The sequence below is a fragment of the Mucilaginibacter lappiensis genome, from assembly GCF_050433765.1.
GTDB classification, from domain to species: domain Bacteria; phylum Bacteroidota; class Bacteroidia; order Sphingobacteriales; family Sphingobacteriaceae; genus Mucilaginibacter; species Mucilaginibacter lappiensis_A.
Map to the genome: position 1 here is coordinate 342,617 of NZ_JBNPWP010000004.1, position 26,727 is coordinate 369,343.

Consider the following 26,727-nt stretch of genomic DNA (forward strand, 5'->3'; position numbering starts at 1 on the left):
TCTAATTAATGTGTTTACCGTAAGTTTTTAAAGTGTACACAAAATGATAAGTGCCCGAACCTACGTTTAACTGCGCGTCGTTACCTATTTTTTGAATCCCGGTAATTTCTTTTTCGGTATTAATATCCAGGCCACTCTCCGTGATCTGATCGGTTACGGATGGCAGCACGATCTGGGCTGTGGTATTAGGCGGCACAATCACATCAAGCGTAAATATGCCGTTGTCAATGCTCCATGCAGATTTCACCTTGCCGTATAACGTTTCCAGCTCGGCCTGTGTGCTGGTAAGCTTTCCACCCGGATGGGGCGCGATGATTATTTTATGGAAACCCGGCGAACTTTCGTCAGTGTTTATGCCCGCAATAACCCGGTACATCCAGTCGCCAATAGCGCCATAAGCATAATGATTAAAAGAGTTCATTTCAGGATCTTCAAAACTCTTATCGGGTTTAATACCATCCCAACGCTCCCAGATAGTAGTTGCCCCGTTTTTTACAGGATAAAGCCATGATGGGTACGACTCTTTCATAAGCAGATCATAAGCAATATCGGTATGCCCAAAACGGCTTAGCACATGGCAGATATAGGGTGTACCTAAAAATCCGGTAGTGATATGTTCGTCATAATCTTCAATATTATGTACCAGTCTTTTTGCAGCCGACTCCCGTAAATTTTCGGGCAGCAGATCAAAGTTCAAAGCCAGCACATAGGAGGTTTGTGTACCTGATATCATGCGGCCATTGGGGGTTACATACTCACTTTGAAATGCTTTTTTAATGTTATATAATAGCAGGGTGTACTTTTGCACATCCTCATTTCTGCCCAATATTTTTGCAGCATTGATCAATAATTGCGTTGAATGAGCATAAAATGCCTGTGCTATCAAATTTTTATCGGTAAGGGCGGCGCCATCCTCATAGTTTGTGCCGGCATAAAACAGCCAATCGCCAAAGTGGTTACCGGTGTCCCAAAGGTAATTTCGGCTATGAAGCTGTATGTAGCCCACCCAGGCCTTCATGCTTTCGTACTGCTGCTGTAATACCTGCTTATCGCCATAGGCCAGGTAAATGTTCCAGGGGGCAATGGTAGCTACATCGCTCCAGCCCGATGCCGCAGCCGAAACACTATCCAACACATTGGGTACTACATAAGGCACCGCGCCATCCTTATGCTGATCTGCCGACAGATCTTTAAGCCATTTGGTAAAAAAGCCGGCCACATCCATATTAAAGGTAGCGGTACGGCAAAAGGCCTGCGCGTCGCCAGTCCAGCCCATGCGTTCATCGCGTTGAGGGCAATCTGTAGGTATATCAATAAAGTTACCTTTTTGACCCCATTGTATATTATGCTGCAATTGGTTTATGAGCGGGTTTGATGTGGAGAACTGCCCCGTTTGTGCCATATCTGAATATAAAGCATAAGCAGCCAGGTTGGTTGAATCAAGCGGGCCTTTATATCCTACTACCTTCAGAAAACGAAAGCCCTGAAAAGTAAAATGCGGTTCAAAGGCTGCAACACTATCGTCTTTAAAAACATAGGTAATTTCCTGCTTGGCTGTACGCAGGTTCTTGGTGTAAAAATTACCTTTCTGGTCAAGCACCTCGGCGTGGTAAAGCTTCATCGTATCGCCCGCATTGGCCTTTAGCTTAAATTGCACCCAGCCTACCAGATTCTGGCCAAAATCAACCACCCTGTCGCCCTCGGGTGTGGTAAATACTTTAAGTGGTAAAAACTTCTCATGTTTTTTTACCGTTGGGCCAGCCGTTGCTATCAGGTTACTTTTTATAGTTTCATCAGTTTTTACTGTATCCCAGGTGAGGTCACGATAAGTAGGATTTGTCCATCCGGTTTTTTCTTTGCGGGCATCATAAACCTCGCCATCAAAAAATGAAGAGGCGCGAATTGCACCATAAGCCACTTTCCAGCTTTTATCAGATGTAATAATCACTCGCTTACCATTGGTATAAACCACTTCGAGCTGATAAAGCAGGGCCAGTTTTTTACCATATACATCTTTTTTACGGTTATAGGTATAGCCGCGGTACCAGCCATCGCCAATAGTTACCCCCGTTGCATTATCGCCCTTTTTAAGCATCGATGTAACATCATACACCTGGTATTGGATCCTTTTGTTATAGCTTGTCCATCCGGGGGTAAAATAATCGTTCCCAACTCTTTTACCGTTGATCTGTGCTTCAAATACACCATGCGCGGTTACGTACAAATGGGCGGCACGTATTTTATGATCTAATTTAAAAGCCTTACGGAACATTGGGCTTGGACCGCCGGTGGTATCAGATACATAGTTATCCTGAATCCATTTAGCCGTCCAGTCTTCGGGTTTAAGCAGACCCATTTTCCAAAAGTTTACCATACTCCAGGGCGTTACCTGGTTCTTATTATTCCAAACCCTAACCTGCCAGTAGCATTTTTGACGCGATGTAAGCGTTGGCCCACCATAATAAACATGTACCGACTGATCAGACGGTATCTTACCAGATGTCCATATTAAGTCCTGACCTTTTGTTAATGATACCGCATTGCTGCCAACCCGTATTTCATAATACGTTTGCTGAATATTCCTATCCTGTGTGATCAGTTTCCAGCTCAGGCGCGGATTTGCCACATCAACAGCTATAGGATTAACTTTATACTCACATATCAGATTATCGACCTTGAAATTAACAGGCACATTTTGAACCTGTGAAAAGCCCTTATGAAGGAAAAATATTAATATAACGATAATTAAGTATACCTTTTTGAGCACACCCTTTTCGGCTATGTAATTCATGCTATTAAAATATAGCTTTAGAACGATTTTGTTTTAACATACAACACATTTTTTTGCTTAATAAAGTTAATTATGATCCATTTGTTACAATATTAAGATTATATAAGCTGTAAACGTATTGTGGCTCCATGAAAGTTTCATGAAGCCGTAATTACATTATTAATGTTCCAGATTCCCTTCGTTTAACGGATATTGGAAAAGCAACCGGATATTGGAATAAGCAGCTGAATTGACGGTCCAATAGGGTTTTTTAAACGTTTTTTCTCTGGCACCATGGGCTATCATTACAGCAGCCGCTTTTCCTGTACGCAACAAGTCAAACCAGCGGTGATTTTCAAAACATAGTTCAACCTGCCGTTCATGCGCTATGGCATCACGGAAAGCATCCTGGGTTGCCACATTTAAGGCAGGATTAGAGTTCCCGGCTGTTTTATCTTTTAGCCCTGCACGATGTCTTACCAGATTTAAATACCTGAATGCATCACCACCGCCCGCAAAACCCTGCTCGTTCAGGCATTCGGCCAGCATCAGGTAAACATCTGAATAACGATATACCGGAAAATTATTGCCTGTAATGCCCTGAACTGCACTTATACTCTGATATTTTTTAATAAAGGGCAGGTCAATACCAAACTCATCAGATGTAAATTCAATTACTGAAGCAGCCCTTCTTTTATCTCCGGCTTCGTAAGCGGTTATCAGGTCATGGGTTGGAATATTCCAGCCATTTTGCGCGCCATTAGCAATTTCAAAGCCGGTTACATCACTATCATAATAATCCCACGGAATAAATGTATCCATGAAATCGCTGCCCAGCCCGTTGGGTCCTTCAATATATTGGATCTCAAATATTGATTCCGGGCCATTTTCTTTAGTTATATCAAAATTATCTGCATAATTGGCATTCAGGCTATAAGCGTTTGATGTGATAACATTGCGCAGCAGCGGTATAGCCAGATCAAATTTTTTCTGGGTCATATACACTTCGGCCAGCATCGTTTCGGCGGTGCCTTTTGTCACCCTTCCTTTATTGGCGGTTCCAGTATATTTTACAGGTAACTTAGTAATAGCCAGCTGTGCATCAGCAATTATTTGATTATATACATCGGCAACGTGAGCTTTGGTAGCTACTTTATAGGCCTCGCCTACCGACTGTACTTCAGTTAGCACCAGCGGAACGTCGCCAAACATACGTACCACATTAAAATAATTGAAAGCCCGCAAAAAACTGGCCTGTCCGGTTATGGTATCTGCAACAGCGGCATCCAGTTTGGCAGCCGGCAAACGGGCTAAAATAACATTGCAACGGCCAATACCGGTGTAACTGGCATTAAAAAAGGCCCCTACCAGGTCGTTATTATTTAACTCCCTGAATTCGTCTATTTCTTCTTTATTGGTACCAGAGCGGTCATTAGGGTTAAATTCATAGGAGGTATTATCAGACCGCATTTCGCCCATGGCCCAAAAGCTTCCGTTATATAAGCCCTGCAAAGGCGCATAAGCTCCGTTAATAGCCTGGGTAAACTGAGCCGGCGTTTTATAAAAATTGGTTGTGTTTTGGGTATCTGTTGGCTGGCGGTTTAGATAATCCTTTTTACAGCCGTTTATACCAGGCACCGTAAGGATCAAAAAAAGATATATATATTTTTTCATGATTTCAGTTATTATGGTTTGATCAATCGTTCTTTAAAATATCACATTACACCCCAATGTATAAACCGCTGATACCGGGTATCCCGTAAAATTCACGTTTGGTGAAAGTGACCTGTTGCCCAGTTGTCCATCTATGCCCACTTCTGGGTTGCCACCTTTATAACCTGTTATGAGTATCGCGTTTTGTGCACTGAAATAAACCCTGAAGTTTTTGCTGAACTTTGTTTTAAAATTGTACCCCAGGTCAATGTTTTTAACCATCAGGTATGAATTGTTTTCGACCCAATAGGACGGATAATAATCACGGGCCAGATTGGTATTTGAAACTGTGGTTGGTAAAAATCCCGCCCCTGGTTGTGCCGCAGAACGCCAGCGCTGCATTACAGATTGTTCTACATTAAAAATCCCGTCGAGGTTGGTAGTGAACTGTTTATACATATCAAATACATGCCCACCTACCGAGCCTGCCGAAATAATATTCAGATCAAAGTTTTTGTAAGAAAAATGATTATTAAAACCAAACGTAAATTGGGCCCATGGGTTGCCTATGTTGGTTTGGTCATTACCATCAATTACGCCATCGCCATTAATATCTTTATATCTTATATTGCCCACCTGCTCTCCGTCAAAGTGCGGATATTTGTCCAGCTCGGCCTGGTTCTGGAATATGCCTTCAAAAATATAACCGTAAAACTGGCCCAGCGGTAACCCTACTTTGGTAATGCTAGTTGGGTTATCATTTTTGGGCGCGTCATATATTTGTGGTGTTGGCCCTAAGCTGAGCACTTTATTGCGGTTAAACGAGATGTTTAAATCTGTAGACCAATTAAATTCCCTGCCAGCGATGTTCTTTGTGGTTAAGGTAAATTCCCATCCCCGGTTACGCACATTGCCAACGTTTGATAAAGCGTACCCATAACCTGAAACTATAGGGATAGGGATATACTGCAGCATGCGTTGTGTATACCGGTTATAGTATTCGGCAATTAAGTAAATACGGCCTTTAAGCAATGACAGGTCCATACCTATATCCAGCTGCTTTGTAGTTTCCCATCCGAGTTCCGTATTTCCTATCTGATCGGTTACGGAGGCGCCCGGGGCAAGCGCTCCGCCAAACGTATAATCGGCTTGATCAACCGACGGTATGTAATCATAGTTACCTACATTATTATTACCTGCAAGGCCATAACTGGCGGTGAACTTCAACTGGTCAATAACCGCCACTTTAGGAAAAAACGATTCGTCAGAAATGCGCCACCCGCCTGATACGGATGGAAAAGTACCCCACCTATGCCCTGGAGCAAATCTTGATGAGCCATCGCGCCGGATGGATCCGCTTAACAAGTATTTATCTTTATAGGCATAATTTACCCGACCTATTAATGATAGTAAGCGCCAGTCTTCATCGCCGGCGCTCGCGGTAACTATGGTAGCTTTACCAACCGACTGTATGGCATCATCAGCAAAACCGGTTCCGTAAGTTAGGCGGCTATGGGAATTTTCCTGCTGTATGGAGTAATCTGCCAGCACGGTTAAAGTATGGTTACCCCAGGTTTTCTTGTAATTAACACTATTTTCGTTGATCCAGTTAAAAGAGTTTGACGAGTTAAAAGAAGCAGCTGCCTTTACCTGGTTCCCATCTTTATTGGGGATACGAAATCCTCCAAGAAATGATGGCCTGAAATAATCGCCGGTACTGTTTTGATAATCAACACCAAAAGTTGACTTTATATCCAACCCTTTAATTATCTCCCAGTTGGCATAAACATTTGCAAGCGTGCGGAACTGGGTATATTTGTTTTTTGTATTTACCAGTTCACTTACCGGGTTGGCATTTTGAGATGTTCCTGCTATATTCTCATTACCGGGTGAGCCTACAACGTTTGTATAGGAACCGTCGGGTTGTTTTACGGGTGTAAGCGGGCTTTCTAAATAAGCCTGGCTCAATACCGCCTCATCAAAATGCCCATCTGTTTGCTGTAAATTTCTAAAACTATAGGTAGGCGCAATACTAAGCCCAATAGTTAAATTTTTTGTCACATCAGCATCCATATTACCTTTTAATGAATACCTTCTAAAACCTGTATTTAATACAGTACCCCGCTGATCAAAAAAACCCATTGAAAACAATGATCTTACTTTTTCGGTGCCATTGGCAACCGTCACATCATAATTTTGCATTGGAGCTACCCGGGTTACTGCATCAAACCAATCGGTACCTTTACCAAGCGCTTTCGGATTTCTAAACGCCTCGGGTACCTGGCTAATGTCAAAGGGTTTCCCTGCTGCTTCGTCGGCATCTTGTAAAGCTTCAATGCGCCATTGTGCATACTGCTCAGCCGTCATCATTTTGAGCTTGCTTTTTGGAAGAATTGTTTGAATACCTGTTGAGGTATTTACAGTAACCGTCGACTCACCCTTTTTAGCCCTTTTAGTGGTGATCAGGATAACCCCGTTAGCTCCGCGTGAACCATAAATGGCAGTGGAAGCCGCATCTTTCAGCACGCTGATATTTTCAATATCATCGGGGTTAATGGTACTTAAAGGATTTGAATACTGATCAAAACCTGGAGATAACGGAAAGCCATCAACCACATATAGCGGATCATCGCCTGCACCTACTGATCCCGCGCCACGGATGTTAACGGAAACACCACCGCCCGGCGTACCTGTTACCTGGTTTACGGTAACACCGGCAAGCTGACCGGCAAGTTTCAAATCGACACTGGCGGCTTTGATCTCTTTAATGTTGGCCATTTTTACAGTACCTACGGCACCCGTAACATCTTTTCTTTCCAGATGGCCATAGCCTACTACTACCACTTCGTTTAGCTGGGTATTATCATCTTCTAATACAATATTGATAGTGGTCCGTTTATTTACAGGTTCCTCTTTTACTTTAAAACCTACAAACGTAAACACCAATATGGCGTTATCCTCGGCCTGCAAACTAAACTTACCATCAACCCCTGTAACCGCACCTATGTTTGTTCCTTTTATTTTAACATTAACACCCGGCAGCGGCTGGTTTTGCTTATCCACCACCTGCCCGGTCACCGTTATAGGCACAGGGGCAGTATTGCTTGCAGCCGCATCCTTTTTATTTACAATAATTGTTTTGTTTTCAATAGTGTAAGTAAAGGGCTCGTTTTTAAAACACTGCTGTAATGCTTCATCAAGCGACGCGTTTTTTAATGCTACGGTAACCGGCCTGGCCAGCTTAATATCATTGTATTTATAAAAAAAATAGTACCCGCTCTGTTTTTCAATAGCGGTAAATACTTTTTCAATAGCAGCATTGTTGGTGCTTAGTGTTATAGTTTGCGAGAAACTTTTGGCGCTAAGCTGCAAGCAGCCGATAATAACTAATAGTACCGTTAATTTCATAGTCAAAAACAGTTTTGAGGTTGATGTACGGGGAACGTAAAATACTTTACCCCTAAAGTTTAATTGCATAACTTCGTCAAGTTTGGGTTAATGTGTCTGTTAATGATTCTCAGTAAGCTTGATCCAACTATTCTAACCCGGGAGTGTTGCGAGCACTTCCGGTTTTTTTTGTGGATAAGCAGCGGATGGTTGCGTTAATGGATTCGTCGGCGTTTGGTCATAGTTATATTTAATGTCGTTTAAAATTTAGTTGGCTATGGCGTTACAGTTATCTTTTTGTTTTCAATTTTAAAATGAACATGGTTTAGCTCCAGAATATGCAGCACCTGCGACAGTTTTACATTGCGCTCAATTTTACCTACAAACTCATCATCAGGTATTTTACCTTCGTAAGTAACCTCGGTATCATACCATCTGCTAAGCTGTTTCATAATATCCTGGATACTTACCCGTCTAAACTCAAAAAATCCGTTTTTCCAGGCAATAGCCTCATCGGTATCCGCATCAATAACCTGTACATTATCATCTTTAACAATGCCCTGCTGACCGGGCTTCAGAAAATTACGCTTACTACCATTGTTTAACTGAATGGCACCTTCCAGCAGGGTGGTTTTTATCTCTGCTTCATCGCTATAGGCCATGATATTAAAATGGGTGCCTAAAACCTTTACCTGCATCTTATCAACTTTTACCATGAAAGGTTTCGCGGTATTTTTTGTCACCTCAAAATAAGCCTCGCCAATTAGCTCCACACTACGCTGGTTACCGGCAAAAGCAGTAGGGAATTTTAATGACGAAGCCGCGTTTAACCAAACCTTTGTACCATCGGGCAGTATAACCTGGTATTGGCCGCCGCGGGGCGTAGTGATAGTGTTATAGGTAATTGGTTCATTAGTTGCAGCATCATTACCCCTGTCAACCGCGTAAATAAGTTGTCCGTCTTTAGTTTTTCTGATACTGATCTTTCCTTTTTTGGCAAGGGTGCCAATTTTGGCAGAATCCAATACCAGTTTGGCACCATTTTCAAGTGTGAGTATGGCTTTGTTATTGCCCGGGTCAACATCGTGCTTGATGGCTTTTGTACTATTGGCGATGAATGACCGTTTGGCGTTTAGCTGAATATAGTAGTATGTTCCGGCTCCGATAGCCACCAGTATAATTGCTGCTGCAGCTACATTTCTTATAGTAAAGAGCCTGATCACTTTAGGCGGATGCTGTTTTTTTGACTGATAAACAGTTTGCTGCAAACGCTTAAGCATTTTAGCCTCCAGTTGCTCTTTTACACCCAATACAGATTCGTCCCACCCCTGGGTAGACTGAAAACTATCGAAAAAATCCAATAACAACCGCTCCTCTTCGGCAGAAGCTGTTCCGTTTAAATACTTATCAATAAGTTGTAAAAATTCCTGCTGCTGCACAATCTGGTTTTTTAAGGAGAGTATAAAAACCAGCTTATCCCCTACGCAGCAATCAAAAATTTATTAATTATTAAGTAACCGTTATTTTTTAATTAAAAGAAACAGCACCTGGAGCAGGAACGTACTGCCTATAGAGGTTCGGAGCTGCCGCAAGGCTTTGGTTAGATGGTTTTCGACCGTTTTGGTAGATATGTTTAATTGCGACGCGATTTCCTTATGGCTTAAACATTCTTCGCGGCTTAATTTGTATACCTCCCGGCATTTTTCGGGGAGTGTGCTTACTATTGAGCTTATCCGGGCGGCTAGCTCTTTATATTCAATATTGTCATAAACTGCAGGGGCATGTATGCGTTGTAAAACATCATCATAAATATCGCCCCTTACCGCGCCCGTTCGTATTTGCCGGTAAACTTCATAACGGATGGAGGCATATAAATAAGCTTTTAACGATACGGTGATGCGGGTGTTGTACCGGTTGTTCCAAAGTTTGATGAATAATTCCTGTATGATATCTTCGCAAACCTGTCTGTCTTTTAAAACATGATAAGCTGAAGTGTAAAGTACTTCCCAGTATCTTTTATAAATAGCCGATAGTGCCGTTTCATCGTCCAGTTTTAAGCGGTCGATCAGTTGTATATCACTTAAAGCTCTTTTATCGGACATATTTCAACCGGGTTAACATCAAACCATATTGTTAATTTAATTAATATTAACTGAATGTTTATATAAAACACCAACCCGTAAAATCAACCTGAATAACAGTCAGTTATACGAGGTAACAATTTATCAAGGAATTGGTTGTAGTAAATTGAAATGTATTTACATTTAGTTTATTGACATCATAAGGTAAGCTAACGTGCTTTAAACATTGCCTTGTAGTTGATTTAAAGCGCAAAAAAAGAGCCATCTCTCAATGGCTCTTTTTTTCTTAAGGATTTGCTTATTTTAATATTCCGTTAGCCAACGCCAATTCTTCGCCGGTTATAGTGTGCGGACGGGTTTTATAAATTTCGAGGGTTACATTTGCATGGAGGCCCTGAATTATAGCTACACTTTCATTTACGCGGCTCACCGGTACATGCGGGTCAGGGTCGCCGGTGGTAATGAGTATAGGGGTTTGGTTAAAATCACCTTTGTAATTATCATGGATCAGTTTCTCGCCTATCAATCCACCGGTAAAAGCTATTACGCCGCCGTAACGACCCGCGTTACGGGTCACATACTCCAGGGTTAAACAAGCACCCTGCGAAAAACCCAGGAAATAAATATTTTCCTGAGCTATTCCTTTTTGTTTGATATCCTCTACCAATTCGCCAATAACCGCCAGCGCCGAATCAAGGGCGGGTTGGTTATTACTTACCGGTGCCATAAAACTATATGGATACCAGCTATGTTCTGTTGCTTGTGGTGCAAAAATGGCATAACCATCAAGCTCCAGGTGATCCTGTAATGTTATAATACTTGCTGCTGATGCTCCACGGCCATGCAGCATAATGATGGCTTTTTTAGCCTGTTCAACGGGTGTGCCCGCTGTAACTATTTGTTTATTGTGCGTATACATGATTGTGCTGTGCAATTAAAATTCTGTGTGTTCTTAAAGGCTGTGTGCGATTCCCCTGGGGAGGGGTCTGTTAACAAACCCTATGTCATTTCGAACGATAGAGAGAAATCTTCTACGACTTTTCATACGAACTTTGCATGGTGTAGAAGATTTTTCGCTATCGCTCAAGAGATAGTTTCTCTTTCGCGCCTCCCTCATTCCCTTCCCCGGCTCTATCGAAATGACATTTTTTTTTAAAAAGATGTGTACACATCGAAGCTCTCAAGAGGGGGATTTAAAAACATTTATTTATACTAATGATGGCAGTGATTTTTCCAACTCTTCGCGCATGTTTTCATACTGAGCGGGCAGTTTAAGGCCGCTGCCTAATTGTTCAACCGGCTCATCAACTGAGAAGCCAGGGTTATCTGAAGCCAGTTCAAACAATACGCCTCCTGGTTCACGGAAGTATAAAGAGTAAAAGTAGTTCCTGTCTATCTTATCAGTAATATGTAAGCCCAGGTCGGCTATTTTTTCACGGTACTGCATTAATATCTCATCATTTTTAACGCGGAACGCCACGTGGTGAACTGAACCTCCTGCAACATGCCCGGCAACTTCCCCGGCTACCTCAACCAGGTCAACTATGGCAGCGTTATCCACGGCGTCGGTTATAAACCTGTAACGGTTCACATGCTGTTCCAATAATCGGTAACCAAACACATCAGTCAGTATTTTGGCAGTCGCTTCAATTTTATTTGAAGTGATGGTAATGTTATGAAAACCACGGGTAGCATTTTCGGCTTTAACATCCGCCGTTTCCCATGGTAACCGGGTATCGGCAGTTTTAGGCACAATCAGTTCCAGCTTCAAACCATCAGGATCAAGGAAAGTAAGGTATTGCTCGCCAAATTTTTCGGCGGGTTTGTTGTATAATATGTTGTTAGCTTCAAATCTTTTCAACCAAAAATCCAAACTGCCTTCAGGTACACTATAACCAATTTCGGTAACCTGGCGTGCACCCCTGCGACCCGGAGAAATACCTTCCCACGGGAAAAATGTAAGGATGGTTCCGGGGGTACCTACCTTGTCGCCATAATATAAGTGGTAAGTATTCGGATCATCAAAGTTCACCGTTTTTTTCACCATTCTTAAACCCAGTACCCTTGTATAAAAATCATAGTTTTTTTTGGCAGCGCCTGCAATAGCAGTAATGTGATGTATGCCGTTTATTGTATTTTCCATTGTGTTCCTTTTCGAATCAAAAATTAATAATTGTTTTAATTGATGATTCAAATTTACCCCGGAAAACAACGATTACACTTGATGTAGGATAAGAAAATAAGGTGGTGGATGTTTTTTGGCAGATGGTACAGGAGACTCACCCCGCCTGCGCTCGCTGGGCGACCCTCTCTGCGGCTTCGCCGCAAAGAGGGTTAAGGAGGAAAAATAAGTTTGTCATGCTGAACATAGTGAAGCATCTATTATTCGACACGCATGTTGTTGAGTAGACCCTTCGTTCCTCAGGATGACAGTTAAAATGAAAAACTTTTTAATCCCCTCCGCCATAGGCGAAGAGAGGGTGACCAAGCGTAGCGATGGTCGGGTGAGTCTATTCACGGATCGTTTTAACTTAATAACGTTAGGCCTACCTACCCCTCGGCTTTGGTACTAAATAAAAACACTGCCGATTCGCCCAATATCACCTGGTCACCCTCATTCATCGGGTGACCGATCTGCGTGGAGTTTAGCTTGATCATTTTGCCGTCGGCAGCTATATGGATCTTGGTTTTATTGCTTGGAGGTACCCCTCCTTCATCGGCAAATATCATAAAGCGTTCAGCATCTTTGTCCCATTCAATATGGGCATGTTGCCTGCTGATGAACTTATTGCTTTCATCTGTACTGGTAGCCGGGAATATGAGTTTATTTATGCGGTACGATCCATTATCCGTAACCGATTTTTTATCTCTGCCTATGTTTATTTTATTATCTGTAGCTTTTATCACATATTCTTCCTGCTCAGCTTCACCGCTCAGTATCCTGATATAAGCTATCGCCGATGAGGCATTATGCATCACCTGTCTGCGGGTATGCATCAGGAAAGCGGCATCGAGCTCAGGTATTTTGGTGGCCTCGATGGGTAATTCGTCTGTAAAAGAAACTTCAATTGTCCAGTCGGCGGGCAGGTCAAGCGCGTAATCATCAGCTATTTTTTGTACCTCGTTCCTGAACTTCTCTTTTTCGTGTACATATACAGCCCCCTCGTACAAGTGTTTATCCTCGGGCACCGTAGCTATAAAAAGCAGCAGTTCTTTAATATGGCCGCCCTCACCGCCCTCTACCTTTTGCAGGGCTTCTTTTATAAAACGCAACAGCGCATCGCGCAGACTTTTCACATCCCAGTCGCGTTTCTTTTTGTTATTGCTAAATAAATTAAATGCCATGCCTAATACTTTTTATGGATTTATTTCTTCTGTTGATGCGGTATCTTCCGGCACCTTTATTTCTTCTGATGGCTGTACTTTTTCAGGCATCACTACCTTTTCGGGTATAAAGCTTTTCATATAACCCTTTTTCAGCAAAAAAGGTATTACGTGATTCCCTGCCAATCTCACCGCATCTGATGATCCCTTGGTTGATTCAATACGAATACAGACCACCATATTGCCGGTGCCTTTAGCCTCAGGTGCAAAAAACACATACCAGCCATCGTTCACACTTTTATTTTTTACAATGCGCTCGGGCGTACCACTCTTACCTGCCACAGCTATATGCAATATAGGCACTTTTGGCGCACTTTGCGCTATCATATATTGTTTGAGCAGGGCGGCGTATTCTGGTTTCTCGGCCAGTTTTATACCCCCTTTTACAGCCATTACCGTATCGTTAATTTTCAGTACAAACCGGTTGGCGCGCAATATACCATCATTTGCCACGCCCGAAATTAACCTGGCTACAGCTGCGGGTGTCGCGATCAACTCGCCCTGGCCCCAGGCCATACCAGATATACCTTTGGCCCTTGTTTTATGAATATTATTAGGATCATAACGCGGCTTGGTATTAAACTCGGTTTTACGCCACAGATTGCGCCATTTTTCTTCCTGTTCATCATTCTGAACCGGTTTATTATAATAGTAGCCGCCTACACCATGCAAAAACATCCCGGTTTTTAAATACAGGTTTGCCATATACTCTTCCAGGTGCTGCTGGTTGGCCAGCTTTATAAAATATACGTTGTTTGATTTGGCAATAGCCCTTTCCATGCTGATCATCCCGGTTTCATCGGGTTCAATACCTTTGGTACGGATACGCTCGTTCATGCTTACATGATATACAACATCTGCCGCGCTCATACCTAACTTATTAAATGCCGACATGGCCGTTAACACCTTGGCCGTTGAACCCGGTTGCGAAGCATACGTAAAACCAAGATCGGTAGTGGTCATCCAGGTAGCTAATTTATTCTGATCTGCCTGCGGCATGGTCAGTTGATCCCAGTTTCGCACCGGCGGTAAAGGGTACACTGCCGATGCCAACACATCCCCTGTGTTAGCCTCCATCACCACAACCGAAACCCGGTTATCCAGCAAGGCTGTATCGGCAGCTATGGATTGTTGTATACTGGTTTGCAGTTCGGCATCAACAGTAAGCTGTACATCACGGTTCTTGTTTTTAAATGCCGCTATTTCGGGCCCGTTTATATCGGCCAGCAGCAATGGGGCCAGCGCGCTATAATCTCGTTTGCTTACGGTCATCTCTTTCATCCCGCGAGGTAAAAACCGGTCTTCCTGAAAACGGGATGCCTTTACATTATAGCTGGTTACGGGCATTTTAAAACCGCGCAGTTCGGCGGCGTGCTCATACTCGGCAAAGTAGCCGTTGGTACTGCCGTTAAATACACCGGTATTGTCATCACCCGTCCAGAAAAACATCTGCTCCTCGAAAGGATAAAACCTGTCCAGCCGCTTGTGCATGGCCGAATCCAGATCATAATGCATCAATCCCGTAGCGGCTAATTTGTCTTTTTGCTTCTCTATCAACTCCGGCTTGCTGGTAGCCAGGACCAGGCCGTTACGATCCAATAATGAACCGGCCTGCAGCTTGTTCATCAGGATAGCAATGCGTGGGTTATAGCTAAACATGCGCAAACCGCTTTTATCGGCCACCAATGCTGGCTTTACCACCCAATGTTTATTATCGGCACTATAGCGCGATACGTTTACGGTGAGCAAAACCACCGCGGCCAATGCGGCGGCCAATGCAGGCACTAAATTTTTATCCTGCTGTTTGGTGATAAAGCTCATTTGTACCGCCGTACCTTTTACAGATGATACCGACAGCAAAAAACCCGCTGCAACCATATTGATCACCAGCGATGAACCACCGTAACTTTCAAAAGGCAATGATACCCCCGACAGCGGCAATGCACCTATGGAGCCACCGGCTATCAGCAAAAATTGCACAAATGTACAGGTACCAATACCGGCACTCAGGTAAAACAACAAGGGCGTACCTGTTTGCCGGCCTATAATGATAGACCGGTGCAGATAAAGCAGGAACAATATAAATACGGCCGCCATGCCCGCCCATCCAAATTCTTCACCAATGGAAGGCAGTATCATATCGGTATGTGCTTCGGGGATGGTTTTAGCAAAGCCCTGCCCTACACCCGTACCACTTAAACCGCCGCCTGCCATGGCCCAAAGGCCATTAGCTACCTGGTCGCCACCATATACTTCATTGTTCCAGGGATCTTGCCAAATGGCTTTACGTTCCACCAACCGCTCTACCGGACCGGGGATAATTTTATCCAGGCCAGGTATTTTATCAATTGTTAAAAATGCCGTGATCACGATCAAAGCCATAAATGCCGATTCGCTGAGCAAACGTGGTTTTAAAAATGCTACCAGGCCCCAGATCCCGAATGTGATAGCCGCGCTGAGCCAAACGTTTTCAAAAAACCAGGTGGCCAGCACAAACAATATCACATAACCAGCCGTATGCAGAAAATCGCCGCGGGAAAAAGAGAACAGGATAATGAATGTAAAACAGATCACCATGGCCGGGCCTAAATCGCCCAGCACCAAAAACAACAGCAGGGTAATAATAGTGGCTATCAGTGCAAATGAAAAGAACGACCAGCGCTTACCCCAACTGGCATACTGGCTGATGAACTTCTCGTTAGCGGCAAAAAAGCCAGCCAGGAATATCACGATCAGGTATTTCACGATCTCACTTGGTTGAAAACCCAACAGGTTCACTTTTACACCACTACCCTCGGGCCCGGTACCAAATAAAATAGTGCTGAACAATATGCCCATAGCCACAATAGCCCAGGGCCAGCCATTGGCCGCGCTGCGCACTCCTTTAAAAAATAATAACCTGTACAAGGTAGAATCGGCATTAAAACGGCGTAGGTTAAATAACTGCAGTATGCAGATACCACCAACGCCAATACCAAGATAAACAAGCGTGTCTTTAGCTAAAAACCTATCGCGCAGCGGATCCTGTAATGATAATAGCGTAAGGAACGAGATACCGGTTAACAGCATTACTAAAGGCAGTATCAGTTGGTCGGCCTGTGGATAGCGGCTGCTGAGCAGCAGGTGAATAATGATGAACCCTGCAAAAAAGCTGCCGGCAATTATCAAGTACCATTCATTAAAATCGTCTTGTGTACGTACTATAAAGGCACCCTCTTTTTTGAGGATATTAAAATCGCGGGTGGATAGCAGCTTAATGCTATGCGGCGATTGGAAAAAGTTGAGTGTTTTATCCTTGTTTAGCTCCACCACACCCTGCGAACTGCCAAACTCAAAACCCGGCTGCAGGGGTAGCACTTCAAAAGCCTTCCCCGTAGGCAGGTTTTTAAATTCATAATTACCCCCGGCATCCGTGCGGGCAAAGGCAGTAAGGGATTGCAGCTGGCGCTTTTTATCGGCATTAATAACGTAAACCTTTTTATAGGCTTTGGTATTTTCTGTGGTTGAGCCTTTTGATCCGGTTTCCTCATCAGAGTAAATACTATCCTGCGGTAGTATTAAAGCCAGCCTTACCAATACACCGGCTACGGGTAGTTTTTTATTTTTGATTGTTCCCCTGATGCTGTATTCGCCCAGGTTAAGATCGGTTTGCGTTGGTATTTGCGGCGGGTGATTTCTTTCCTGCGTAAAACGAACAGAATCGTCGCCCGTATAACCCAATAATGAGCGGGACACGATGACCCGTTTTTTGAATGATTCGCCGCCATTTGCAAATGCATCATCGGCATTTACATAGAATCTGCGTTTGTTAAGCTCCCCGGCATTATCAAACTCCTGGCCGGCATTTGCTTTGGCTGCTATAGTTGCCCTAATGTAGTCAACATCTTTAGGGTCATCAAAATAATATCCTTTTTGCAGTAAAGCCGCAACATTGCGGGCGGTATTTGGCGCGTTCAAATTTACAATGGTACCATCCCTAAGCCGTTTATCAACATCAACAAATTTTTGCTGCAGCACAAAATAAAGCTTACCAAATAACACAGCCAGCACAATACCGGTCAGCAATAAAAATAGCCGCTCCATTCCCCTGCCCGGCGCCTTTGATGTACCTTGATCCATTATTATTTAGTAGTTTTTGATAAGGTATCGATCTTGAACAAGCCACCAAACAACCTGCCCGAAATATATTTTTTATCGGGGAAGATATAGGAAGTTTGCACCGGCACCATGCAATTGTTAAATACCACATGCTTTAATACCAATGCATCATTACGGGTAGCAATGGCTACCTTAAAACCTTCAAAAGCTACACTATCCAGCACAATGTATTTGCTGGTGGCCGCGAGGGATATTCCCGGACCGGCATAGGTAGAATCGCGTTTAAATATGATATTTCCTTTGGCCTTAATGTACAGGCTATCCTGACTTATGTGCAAAGTATCGCTCAATATAATAGGTTGTTTAAAATCAGCATCAGAAAGTATCAGCGTACGGCCTTTTAGTTTATTGATGGTATCCTGCAGCCTTATTTGTTCTGCATTATTCACCTTTACGGGGGGCACTGCAACCACTTTTACCGGGGTTTGCGTTAGTTGATAGTTTAACCAAAATTGCCATAAAAAACCCGTTAATGCTAAAGCCAGCAATATAAAAAGCACCACCATAGTACCGCGGTTGCTTTTTTGTTTTACAGGTACTGTTAATGGGCCATCGGGCAATTTAGGTTGGGCCAGCGGATCAATTATTTCATCGGTAACTTTTGCAGTTGTGGCCGCGGGCCGTGTAGCGCTATACTTGCGTGGCGCCTTGTCATTCTGCACCAGCACTACAGTTACGTTGTCTTTTCCGCCTTTGCTGTTGGCGGCATCTATTAATTTTTCGCCTTTATCCTGTATGGAGCCACTGCTTGTTAGTATGGCTTTAATCAGGTTTTTATCAACCATATCGGTAAGGCCGTCGCTGCAAACCAGTAAGGTATCGCCGGGTAAAAATGGAGATTGCCCGGTTTCAACAAAATCAGGGTCATGCGCTATCTGCGGGTTAAAACCCAGGGCCTTGTTAATTTCATTCCGTTTGGGGTGATCCATAGCAGCCTCCTCGCTAAGCCGGCCAGAATCTTCCAGAAAACCAACAAAGGAATGATCCTTTGATATTTTTATCAGGGAATTATCGCGCAGCAAATACAAACGGGTATCACCCACGTGGGCATAGTAAAACAGGTTGTTTTGAATATCGATCACGGCAAGCGTTAATACGCAGGCCATGTTTTCCAGCTGCTTAGCCTCCAGCTTTCTATCGTAGATCCTTTGGTTGGCAATTGTAATTGTATTTACCAATAAAGGGACAATGTCACCAGCAATGTATGATAGTTGCTGCAATATGCAATCGCGCGCTATATCGGCAGCAACTTCGCCCCCCACATAACCACCTACGCCATCAATTACACAGGCGATAATGAAGTTGCCATCATCGGCTTTTTGGGCAATAAAGGTATCCTCGTTATTATCCCTTTGCTTACCAATATCTGTTATTCCGAAAAAATTATTTGCCATGGTTTTTACTGGAATTTTTTATGTCGATAAAGTGGGCCGCCAATAATAAAACGCATATTGCTAACAGCCCAAATGATAATATTTGTGACATTATGCTTCAGGTTTAAATATGTTGATACCTATTATACCATTCAGTAATATTTTTGAGTTAAAAGGCAGATCGACCCATTGTGGCGAGTTTACATCGCTTTGAATTACCTCCTGCTCATTGATCAGCGTACGCTCACCAAAGGACGCTAAGTAAAGCTTGCCGTCTGCTTTATTGAGGCGGATACGCAGGTGAGGGGTATTCACCCAATCGCTCGGCACTTTAAACACGGCTGGTTCCTCACGGGTTTCCTCATTACCTGATACTACAATATCATCGTCCTTCATCAGGTACTCCACCTTACGGCCCACAAATTGCTTATCGGGCATTATGGTATCCAGCCGGGCTAATACTTTTTCGCCGGGCTTTGCTATTTCCTTCTCGTTATAGTGCAGGTCATTAGCATAAGGCAGTTCATAATAGCCTTCGCTATAGTAGGTAAAGCCTTTTAATATCTCATTGCTGATATCCAGTGTTTGCGCCACGCCGGTATGCCGTGGAATAAATGTTACACGCAGGTTCTCTTCTTTTTTACTGCTGCCCGGTAACAGCTTGCCTATAAAGCCTTTGTCGCCCTTGGCATAATCAGGATGCGAAACCAGCCTGAACACCCATTTAGAGCTGGAGGGCTCTACCTTTTTACCTACCTCCTGGTGCTCACGCAGCAGCTCATAAAACTTTTTTACTGATTCATGAACGATAATGCCAAAAAGCCCCGACCGGTTGTTAATGAATTCCTGGTAATCCTCTTCGTTAAAGCTGATGATATATTCGTGGTAAAACACCACACGATCAGCAAATGACAGCTGACCGATAGATTCTTTAAATTTTTCGATAATGTACATGTAAACATCATCGGGGGTAAGTGCCTTAATAGTTGCGGCGGCGGCATTTGCAGGTTTCCCATTAGGCAAAAACCAGTCCTGCAGCCCTATCTTTTGCCAAAACGTTGATTTTGATTCCATTCAGTTATATCCTTTAAATTAACTGGTTAACGCTGTCATAATTAAAAATTCAAATTGGAGGTATCCTTTGTTTTAGCACTATCGCGATAAAATTGAGGTTCCTCGGCAGCCCCGGGCTTTTTATATTTCATTCCCTTCAGTATTGAGTCGGCCTGCGAATCAATTTCTGGCGGAATGCCAGATTCATCCCTGACCGGTGTAGTATCATCCTGCACAGCTGTATCCGCCTTTTTTTTAGGGACAGTGAAGCGGGTAGTAACAGAATCGGCCGGCTTTTTTGATGGCTTAAAAATCCTGTTATATACGCCATGGTATATCCTGTCGCCAAATTTGCTCAGTACCACTGCCGAAAACACAGTAAAACCACACAGCATGATCATAAAGAACACAAAAATAGGTTTTGACATGCGCACCAGTTTCCCGTTATCGGTAAACTTATCTGCACCGGCGGTCAACACCGGTTGGCCCTTACTATTTTCGGCTTCCTGGTAGTACAAAAGCAGACCTTGCAAACGTTCGTTCTCTTTTAACAGAACTGACGCGTTCCAGGTATCATCTTCCTGATTATTACCTACCGCCGAAATACTGCTATACATCAGGGTTTCCTGCAACTCAATACCATTGGTAAACCTATTTTCAGGGTCTTTCTCCAGGCATTTGGATACTACCTGCAGCAGCCATGCAGGCACCAGCATTTCATGTTCTTTCTTTTTATCGGTCCAGCTTTCGGGCAGGTTGGCTTTGCGCAGCTCCATTACATCGGGCACGGGCGTTTCCATGTGGGCAAGCATCACAGCGTTGCGGGAAGTTTCGCCATTATCATGCAGCGGGAAAGGCACCTGTCCTGCTATGAGTTCATACAGAATAATACCATAGCTGTACACATCAGTCTGGAAATACATGAGCCCCTCGTTTTGCTCAGGGGCCATAAACTCAATGGCGCCGGCATGCCTGATACTGGTACGCCGCTGATCATCAGACATAGCCGAAAGACCAAAATCAAGCAGTACATAGTTGCCCGTATGGATGTTGAACTTTACATTATTGCTTTTGATATCGCCATGTTTTACCGATACCTTGTGACAGTGCGATAAAGCATTGGCCAGTTGATCGGCCAGTTTGATGATCTCTTTTATAGTAAAAATTGGCTCGTGCGGAGGTTTTAGCAGATCCTCCAGATCAGGACCATCAATGTACTCCATTTCGATAAATGGAAACGAACCGCTTTCGGTAATGCCCGAATTTAAGATCTTAACTACATTGGGATTAGGTTCTTCATTTACCTTTTTTAGTTTTTCAACTTCGTTCTGAAAATTCCTGAAATTCTTATCGTCGGTGCTTTCGGTGTGAATGGGTGTTGGCAATAATTTTACTGCAGTAATGATAGGGCCGTAACGCCTGCCTTTATAAACTGAGCCTTGTCCGCCCGTTCGCAAAGCCCCCATATTCTCCAAACCCTCGGTTATTGTAAATACTTTGCTCATTGAGTAATTATCCTTGCGGTGCTATCAGCGTAAAATAACATCATATTTAACATTCTGTTATTTGAACATAACGCACGCGTTAGTGTTTGGTATAAAAATAGGAAAAAAAATATGGGATGAGGATTATTGATTTGCAGATGTGCAAATTGTATGATGTACAGATTATTTGTCTGAACCGGGATTAAACAGATTTGTCTGAACCAGGATTTTTAGGATTAAAGGATTACCAGGATAAAAAATCATATTAATCCCTAAATCTGTTTAATCATGGTTCAGACAAAACTTTAATTCACCATCAGTTCATCAACCAATAGCCAGGCTTTGGCACCGGCAATGTATTCGCCGGGGGGGATGATGCCTTTATTAGTTCCTTTTATCCGGATATATCTTGCCTGTACGGGTTTAACAGTTGCCCTTACCGCATTGATACCATTGGCATTAAAGGCGGTTTGCCTGTAAACTTCAGTATAGGTTTTTCCATCTGCTGATACTTCAAACGTGAGCACCTGCGGTTCCCACATTTTTTGCCAATGATATTTTAAAATGTTAATACCCAATTGTGATACTTTTTGAATCGCTCCCAGGTCAACCACAGCATCCAGATCATCGCCATTGAAACCGTACCACTGCCCATCATTATATAATTTATTGCCAAACACCCCATTCACCAGCCCAAATGAGTTTCCCGAGTTATAGGTGCCTTGTGGCTGGTTGGTAAGCGTTACCTCTTTGCCTACTGCTTTATGCAGGTGAAAATCTTTTTCAAACACACGCCCATATTGTTTCCCGTCACTGTATACGGCTGCCTTTATCTGGCCAGATGTACCAATGGTAAACGGTTTGCTGTACTTTTTGCTCTTAGAGCTTGGTAGTGAGCCATTAATAGTATAATAAATTTGGCTGCCGGGCAGGGTGCTGTTTAAGGCAAGCAGCACTTTATGATCTGATGATTCGATTACACTATCGGTAATTTCATCAAACGTGTTTGCGGCGTTGACGTTGAATTGTTTCAGCAGAGACTGTTGATAACGTAAGTGTTTCAAAAAACCTGTATAATCCTTATTTTCTTTGGCCGTCCACGCTATTTCTGATAAAGCCAGCATCCTCGGGAACAACTGGCGCTCGGCCTGGGCGGGACTGGCCATGTATTCGCTCCAGGCATTGGCCTGTACGCCTTTGATATATTTTGCTTCATCGCCAGAAAGTTCTTTGGTTAAGGGTTCATAATTATAAATTTTACTTAACGGATTGTAGCCACCACCGGCTATCGGTTCACTGCGGTAAAGCGACTGATAATAATCCAGGTAAACATATTTTTCGGGCGTCATGATGGCATCATGATGTTGTTTGGCAGCGGCAATACCGCCCTCTTCGCCCGTCCAGCTCATTACGGTGGCCCCGGGGGTTAGGCCTCCTTCCAGTATCTCATCCCAACCGATGATCTGCCTGCTTTTACTGTTCAGGTATTTTTCCATACGACCTATGAAATAACTTTGCAGTTCGTGCTCATCCTTCAAATGCTCGTCCTTAATGCGCTGCTGACATTTGGGGCAGGTTTTCCATTTTGTTTTGGGGCACTCATCGCCACCTATATGAATATATTTCGAGGGGAAAAGCGGCAGCACCTCATCCAGCACATTTTGTAAAAAAGTAAATGTTTCTTCGTTCCCGGCGCAATACACATCATCAAAAATGCCCCAGTAGGTAGCGGTTTTATATGGCCCGCCTGTACAGCCCAGTTGCGGATAAGCAGCCAGTGCAGCGAGGGCATGACCGGGCATTTCAATTTCGGGGATGATGTTAATATGTCGTTCCATGGCATATTTTACCACGGTTTTAACTTCATCCTGCGTATAATACCCGCCATAACGTTTGCCATCAAAACGGTGCGGACTATCCCTTTTATGGCCAATGATGGTTTCATCGCGCCAGGCCGAAATGCTTTGCAGCAGTGGGTATTTTTTTATTTCGATGCGCCAGCCCTGGTCGTCGGTAAGGTGCCAGTGGAAGGTATTGATCTTGTACAGGGCCAGCAGGTTTATCCATTTTTTGATGGTTTCTACCGTAAAAAAATGGCGGCTCACATCCAGATGCATTCCCCGATAAGCAAACCGCGGATGATCTTCTACTGTACATCCCTGAACCGTAATTTTCCCGTTGGCTGAGTGCAGCAATTGGATCAATGATTGCAGCCCATAAAACACGCCAGCCCGATCATGCCCTATAATGTTGATATGTTTTGCGGTTACCGATAATATGTAGCCCTCTGGCTGTATAGCTTTAGTTGAATCAATATTTAATTGGATGGATGAAGTAGCTACTTTTTTGTCGATTGCCAGGTTATACCCGGCAATTGAATGAAAATATTGATTGAAGAAAATCAGGTTATCGGGACTTATATTCGCTCCAATAGTTATGCTTGTTGATGGTGTAAAGCTGAACACTTCATTGGTTTTCTCTACCTTAAACGGCTGCGGTATAATGCCCTGTTCTTTAATTTGTGCATGAGTGCCTTGATGAATAAGCATCAAACAGCAAAATATACTGCATACCGTTTTTAAAATAAACTTACGGGAATTAAGCGGGTTGACCATCGGCGTTGAATTGTTAAAGCCGAATATAGTTGTTTATGAACGAAATTAACAGCATAATAGTTTCCCCTCTTGAGAGGGGGCGCGTAAGGCAGTGTAGTGGCGGGGGTGTGTTTATTCACAAGTAAAGACCACACCCCTCCACCCCTCTCAAGAAGGGAATCGCGCTATCCCTGGCTCAAATTATGTTTCTCAAACTACATCGCCCCAATAGCCTTGCGGTAATTGTTAATGGCAGTGACGATGGATTGCACAATCTCGTTTTGCCCCTCGGGAGAGTTCAGGTAGTCTTCTTCCTCCGGGTTGTTGATAAAACCCGTTTCGATGAGCACGGCCGGCATGGCGCTGTGGGCCAAAACCAAAACGCCCTGTTCTTTTACGCCCGCACTTTCCCGGCCGTTAGTATCCACAAACTCGGTGTTCAGCAGGTCGCCAAAAAGGATGCTTTGCTTACGATATTTTTGTATATAGGCATTGAGTATGATGAGGTTTGAAGGATCGCTTTCATCATAACTCTCGTAGTTTTCCTTATAGTTTTTTTCAATGAATATGGAAGAGTTTTCACGTATCGCTTCTTCCTGCTCCTTTAACCTGTGAAAACCATAAACCAGCAGCAATACGCCCCGCCTTTTATGCGCTGAGGAGCCAGTGCCTTCGGGCGATGAGTTGCAGTGGATGGAAATAAACAGGTTGCCATGATTCTGATTAGCAATAGCCGACCGCTGGTTTAGCGGAATAAAAGTGTCATCGGTACGGGTCATGATAGCATTAACACTGGTGATCTGCGAATCAATAGCCGCTTTTAGTTTTTTGGCTATGGCCAGGGTCACATTTTTTTCAACCGAATAAGAGCCCCGTGCCCCCGGATCTTTTCCGCCATGCCCGGCATCAATAATGATAGTTTTAAACCTAAAAGTAGATAAAACAGGTATAGTATCTCGCGCAGGGGTAAAGGCGCTAAAACAAAAAAACAGCAATAAAAGCCCGCTGTTAATGATAATTATTCTGGAAATCCTGGTGGTAAAGTTCATTTTTTAACAGCCTTTTTACTGCATTTTGGGCATAAGCCGGTGGCATACAAGGTAAAACCTGTGGATTCAAATCCATTAGGTAAATTTATGGCAGGCAGGTGCATATCATCTAAACAATAAACGTTTTTACAATTGGTACAGTTAAAATGCAAATGCTCATCGTGGTGATGCCCTTCATTGCAATTGGATGTGCACAGCGCATAGTTGGCGGTACCATTTAAATCAAACACCTTATGGATAATACCCTTTTCTTCAAACGCGTTCAAGATCCGGTAAAGCGTAACCCGGTCAATATCGTTCATCACACTCTCCAGGTCGGGCTGTGAAGTGGCGGCGCTCCTTGACGACATCATGGATAAAACCCTGAGCCTGGGGGCAGTTTTTTTTAAATGATGCTTGTTCAGCAAATCTTCAAAATGAAAATTATTGCGGGTTTGTGCCATTTAATTTATTAGGGTATAATAATTCAGGATACAAATTTAACAAGAATAACCAATGGTTTAAAATAAGGTGTGGTTAATTAGTAAAAGTTTAACAAAACCTGGTGTTGTGCCTGCAAGCCCCGGTACGTTTATAGTTTACAAAGTGTGCAATGGCAATAAGCAATCCGCCGATTGGTACTATAATGGCTTCGGCCCACCCTTTTATAAATGCATGACCCAGCATAATAATTACAAAACCTGTTATCAGTAAAAACAATGGCAAGGGTCGCCGGTGGGTACGCAGGTAAGATAGACCAATGGAGTACACACCTATGACTAACGCCAAAACGATCATCCCCCACTCTACCCAGGCATTGGCCAGGAAACCCAAACCAAGCAGCGGCAAACTGGTAAATAACACCGGCACAATCGCGCAATGTATAGCACACAGGGTTGAGGCGGTTATCCCGATGTTGTCAAGTCGGGCAGATGTTTTTTGGAAATCCATGTGCAAATATAAATTAATGCAACACAATTGCATTAATTTATATGTATTTTTATCGAATTTTATTTTAACTATTTAGTAACAACTGCTTAATATTGACGTCAATAATTATTTAGCAACCATTATCTATTGATAAACTGTGGCTATAACAGCGCTTTATAAATTAAAACAAAACTGGCAAAATGCTTATGACACCAGTTTAAAACGCCTCAAACTATTGATCGGTGCCATACTGATCGTTGGTATTATCAGTACCATGCCTTCTTTTTTCAGGAGTATTGAAAGCAGAAACGGAGTGGTACTTAATGATTGGGTATTGACCCATCTGCCGGCCTATGACGTATCGGTACCAATTTTTGCTATTATATGGGGCATGGGCGTACTGATGCTGGTTAGGGCTTTTTACAAACCTGCCGTTTGTACTACTTATATCTGGACGTTGATATTTATTTGCATAGCCCGGTTCATATCCATTACACTGGTGAAACTTAATCCCCCCGTTGGTCTTGTGCCATTGATTGATCCGCTTAGTAGTTGTTTTTATGGCCATGCCGCCATCACCAGGGATTTGTTTTTTTCGGGCCATACCTCAACCATGGTCATGATTTATCTTAATCTCGAAAAAAGAAGCGATAAGGTCATCGCCTTCATAGCTGCTATTGTGGTAATGTTCCTGCTGCTTATACAGCATATTCATTATACGATGGATGTACTGGCCGCTCCTGTTATAGTTTACTGCTTATACCGGTTTACCCGTTCGCTCGATCTGTGATAGGATAGGTCTACCTATTCATTATACTTTCTTTGTTTATTT

The 26,727-nt window shown here is 43.3% G+C and carries 17 protein-coding genes; 1 reads left to right on the forward strand and 16 read right to left on the reverse strand.

Annotated elements, in window-relative coordinates:
• Position 1: 1 nt before the first annotated feature.
• From M2273_RS14615 to M2273_RS14690, 16 genes are all read right to left on the reverse strand, one after another.
• Positions 2–2,791: a family 78 glycoside hydrolase catalytic domain gene (locus M2273_RS14615; protein WP_429398039.1), complete on the reverse strand. Its 2,790-nt coding sequence runs from the start codon at positions 2,789–2,791 to the stop codon at positions 2–4.
• Between the two features lie 159 nt (positions 2,792–2,950).
• The gene (locus M2273_RS14620) at positions 2,951–4,444 is read right to left on the reverse strand and encodes a RagB/SusD family nutrient uptake outer membrane protein (RefSeq protein WP_429398041.1); all 1,494 of its coding nucleotides are present in this window, start codon (positions 4,442–4,444) and stop codon (positions 2,951–2,953) included.
• A gap of 33 nt (positions 4,445–4,477) precedes the next feature.
• Positions 4,478–7,831, reverse strand: a complete 3,354-nt coding sequence (locus tag M2273_RS14625) for a TonB-dependent receptor (RefSeq protein WP_429398043.1) — start codon at positions 7,829–7,831, stop codon at positions 4,478–4,480.
• Positions 7,832–8,085: 254 nt separating this feature from the next.
• On the reverse strand, positions 8,086–9,249 hold the full coding sequence (locus M2273_RS14630; protein ID WP_429398045.1) for a FecR family protein: 1,164 nt from the start codon (positions 9,247–9,249) through the stop codon (positions 8,086–8,088).
• Between the two features lie 81 nt (positions 9,250–9,330).
• Positions 9,331–9,912 carry an RNA polymerase sigma-70 factor gene (locus M2273_RS14635; protein WP_429398047.1) on the reverse strand — a complete coding sequence of 194 codons (582 nt, stop codon included), beginning with the start codon at positions 9,910–9,912 and terminating at the stop codon, positions 9,331–9,333.
• Positions 9,913–10,189: 277 nt separating this feature from the next.
• On the reverse strand, positions 10,190–10,810 hold the full coding sequence (locus M2273_RS14640; RefSeq protein WP_429398049.1) for an alpha/beta hydrolase: 621 nt from the start codon (positions 10,808–10,810) through the stop codon (positions 10,190–10,192).
• Between the two features lie 288 nt (positions 10,811–11,098).
• Positions 11,099–12,034, reverse strand: a complete 936-nt coding sequence (locus M2273_RS14645) for a ring-cleaving dioxygenase (protein ID WP_429398051.1) — start codon at positions 12,032–12,034, stop codon at positions 11,099–11,101.
• 407 nt (positions 12,035–12,441) lie between these two features.
• Complete coding sequence (locus tag M2273_RS14650) at positions 12,442–13,236, reverse strand: FHA domain-containing protein (protein WP_429398052.1); 795 nt, start codon at positions 13,234–13,236, stop codon at positions 12,442–12,444.
• Between the two features lie 12 nt (positions 13,237–13,248).
• On the reverse strand, positions 13,249–17,394 hold the full coding sequence (locus M2273_RS14655) for an FtsW/RodA/SpoVE family cell cycle protein (RefSeq protein WP_429398054.1): 4,146 nt from the start codon (positions 17,392–17,394) through the stop codon (positions 13,249–13,251).
• Between the two features lie 2 nt (positions 17,395–17,396).
• A complete protein-coding gene (locus M2273_RS14660) occupies positions 17,397–18,827 on the reverse strand; it encodes a PP2C family protein-serine/threonine phosphatase (protein ID WP_429398056.1) in 1,431 nt (476 codons plus the stop codon).
• Between the two features lie 90 nt (positions 18,828–18,917).
• Positions 18,918–19,880 carry a hypothetical protein gene (locus M2273_RS14665; protein ID WP_429398058.1) on the reverse strand — a complete coding sequence of 321 codons (963 nt, stop codon included), beginning with the start codon at positions 19,878–19,880 and terminating at the stop codon, positions 18,918–18,920.
• Between the two features lie 41 nt (positions 19,881–19,921).
• Positions 19,922–21,364: a serine/threonine protein kinase gene (locus M2273_RS14670; protein ID WP_429398060.1), complete on the reverse strand. Its 1,443-nt coding sequence runs from the start codon at positions 21,362–21,364 to the stop codon at positions 19,922–19,924.
• Between the two features lie 284 nt (positions 21,365–21,648).
• Positions 21,649–23,892: a glycoside hydrolase family 20 protein gene (locus M2273_RS14675; RefSeq protein ID WP_429398062.1), complete on the reverse strand. Its 2,244-nt coding sequence runs from the start codon at positions 23,890–23,892 to the stop codon at positions 21,649–21,651.
• Positions 23,893–24,152: 260 nt separating this feature from the next.
• Complete coding sequence (locus M2273_RS14680) at positions 24,153–24,986, reverse strand: N-acetylmuramoyl-L-alanine amidase family protein (protein ID WP_429398064.1); 834 nt, start codon at positions 24,984–24,986, stop codon at positions 24,153–24,155.
• Positions 24,983–25,429 carry a Fur family transcriptional regulator gene (locus M2273_RS14685; protein WP_429398066.1) on the reverse strand — a complete coding sequence of 149 codons (447 nt, stop codon included), beginning with the start codon at positions 25,427–25,429 and terminating at the stop codon, positions 24,983–24,985. The genes M2273_RS14680 and M2273_RS14685 overlap by 4 nt, the downstream gene beginning before the upstream one ends.
• A gap of 88 nt (positions 25,430–25,517) precedes the next feature.
• Positions 25,518–25,916, reverse strand: coding sequence for a MerC domain-containing protein (locus M2273_RS14690; protein ID WP_429398068.1), 399 nt, complete (start codon positions 25,914–25,916; stop codon positions 25,518–25,520).
• 136 nt (positions 25,917–26,052) lie between these two features.
• On the opposite strand from M2273_RS14690, the gene M2273_RS14695 reads away from it, so the two are divergent.
• Positions 26,053–26,685: a phosphatase PAP2-related protein gene (locus M2273_RS14695; RefSeq protein WP_429398069.1), complete on the forward strand. Its 633-nt coding sequence runs from the start codon at positions 26,053–26,055 to the stop codon at positions 26,683–26,685.
• Positions 26,686–26,727: the final 42 nt, after the last annotated feature.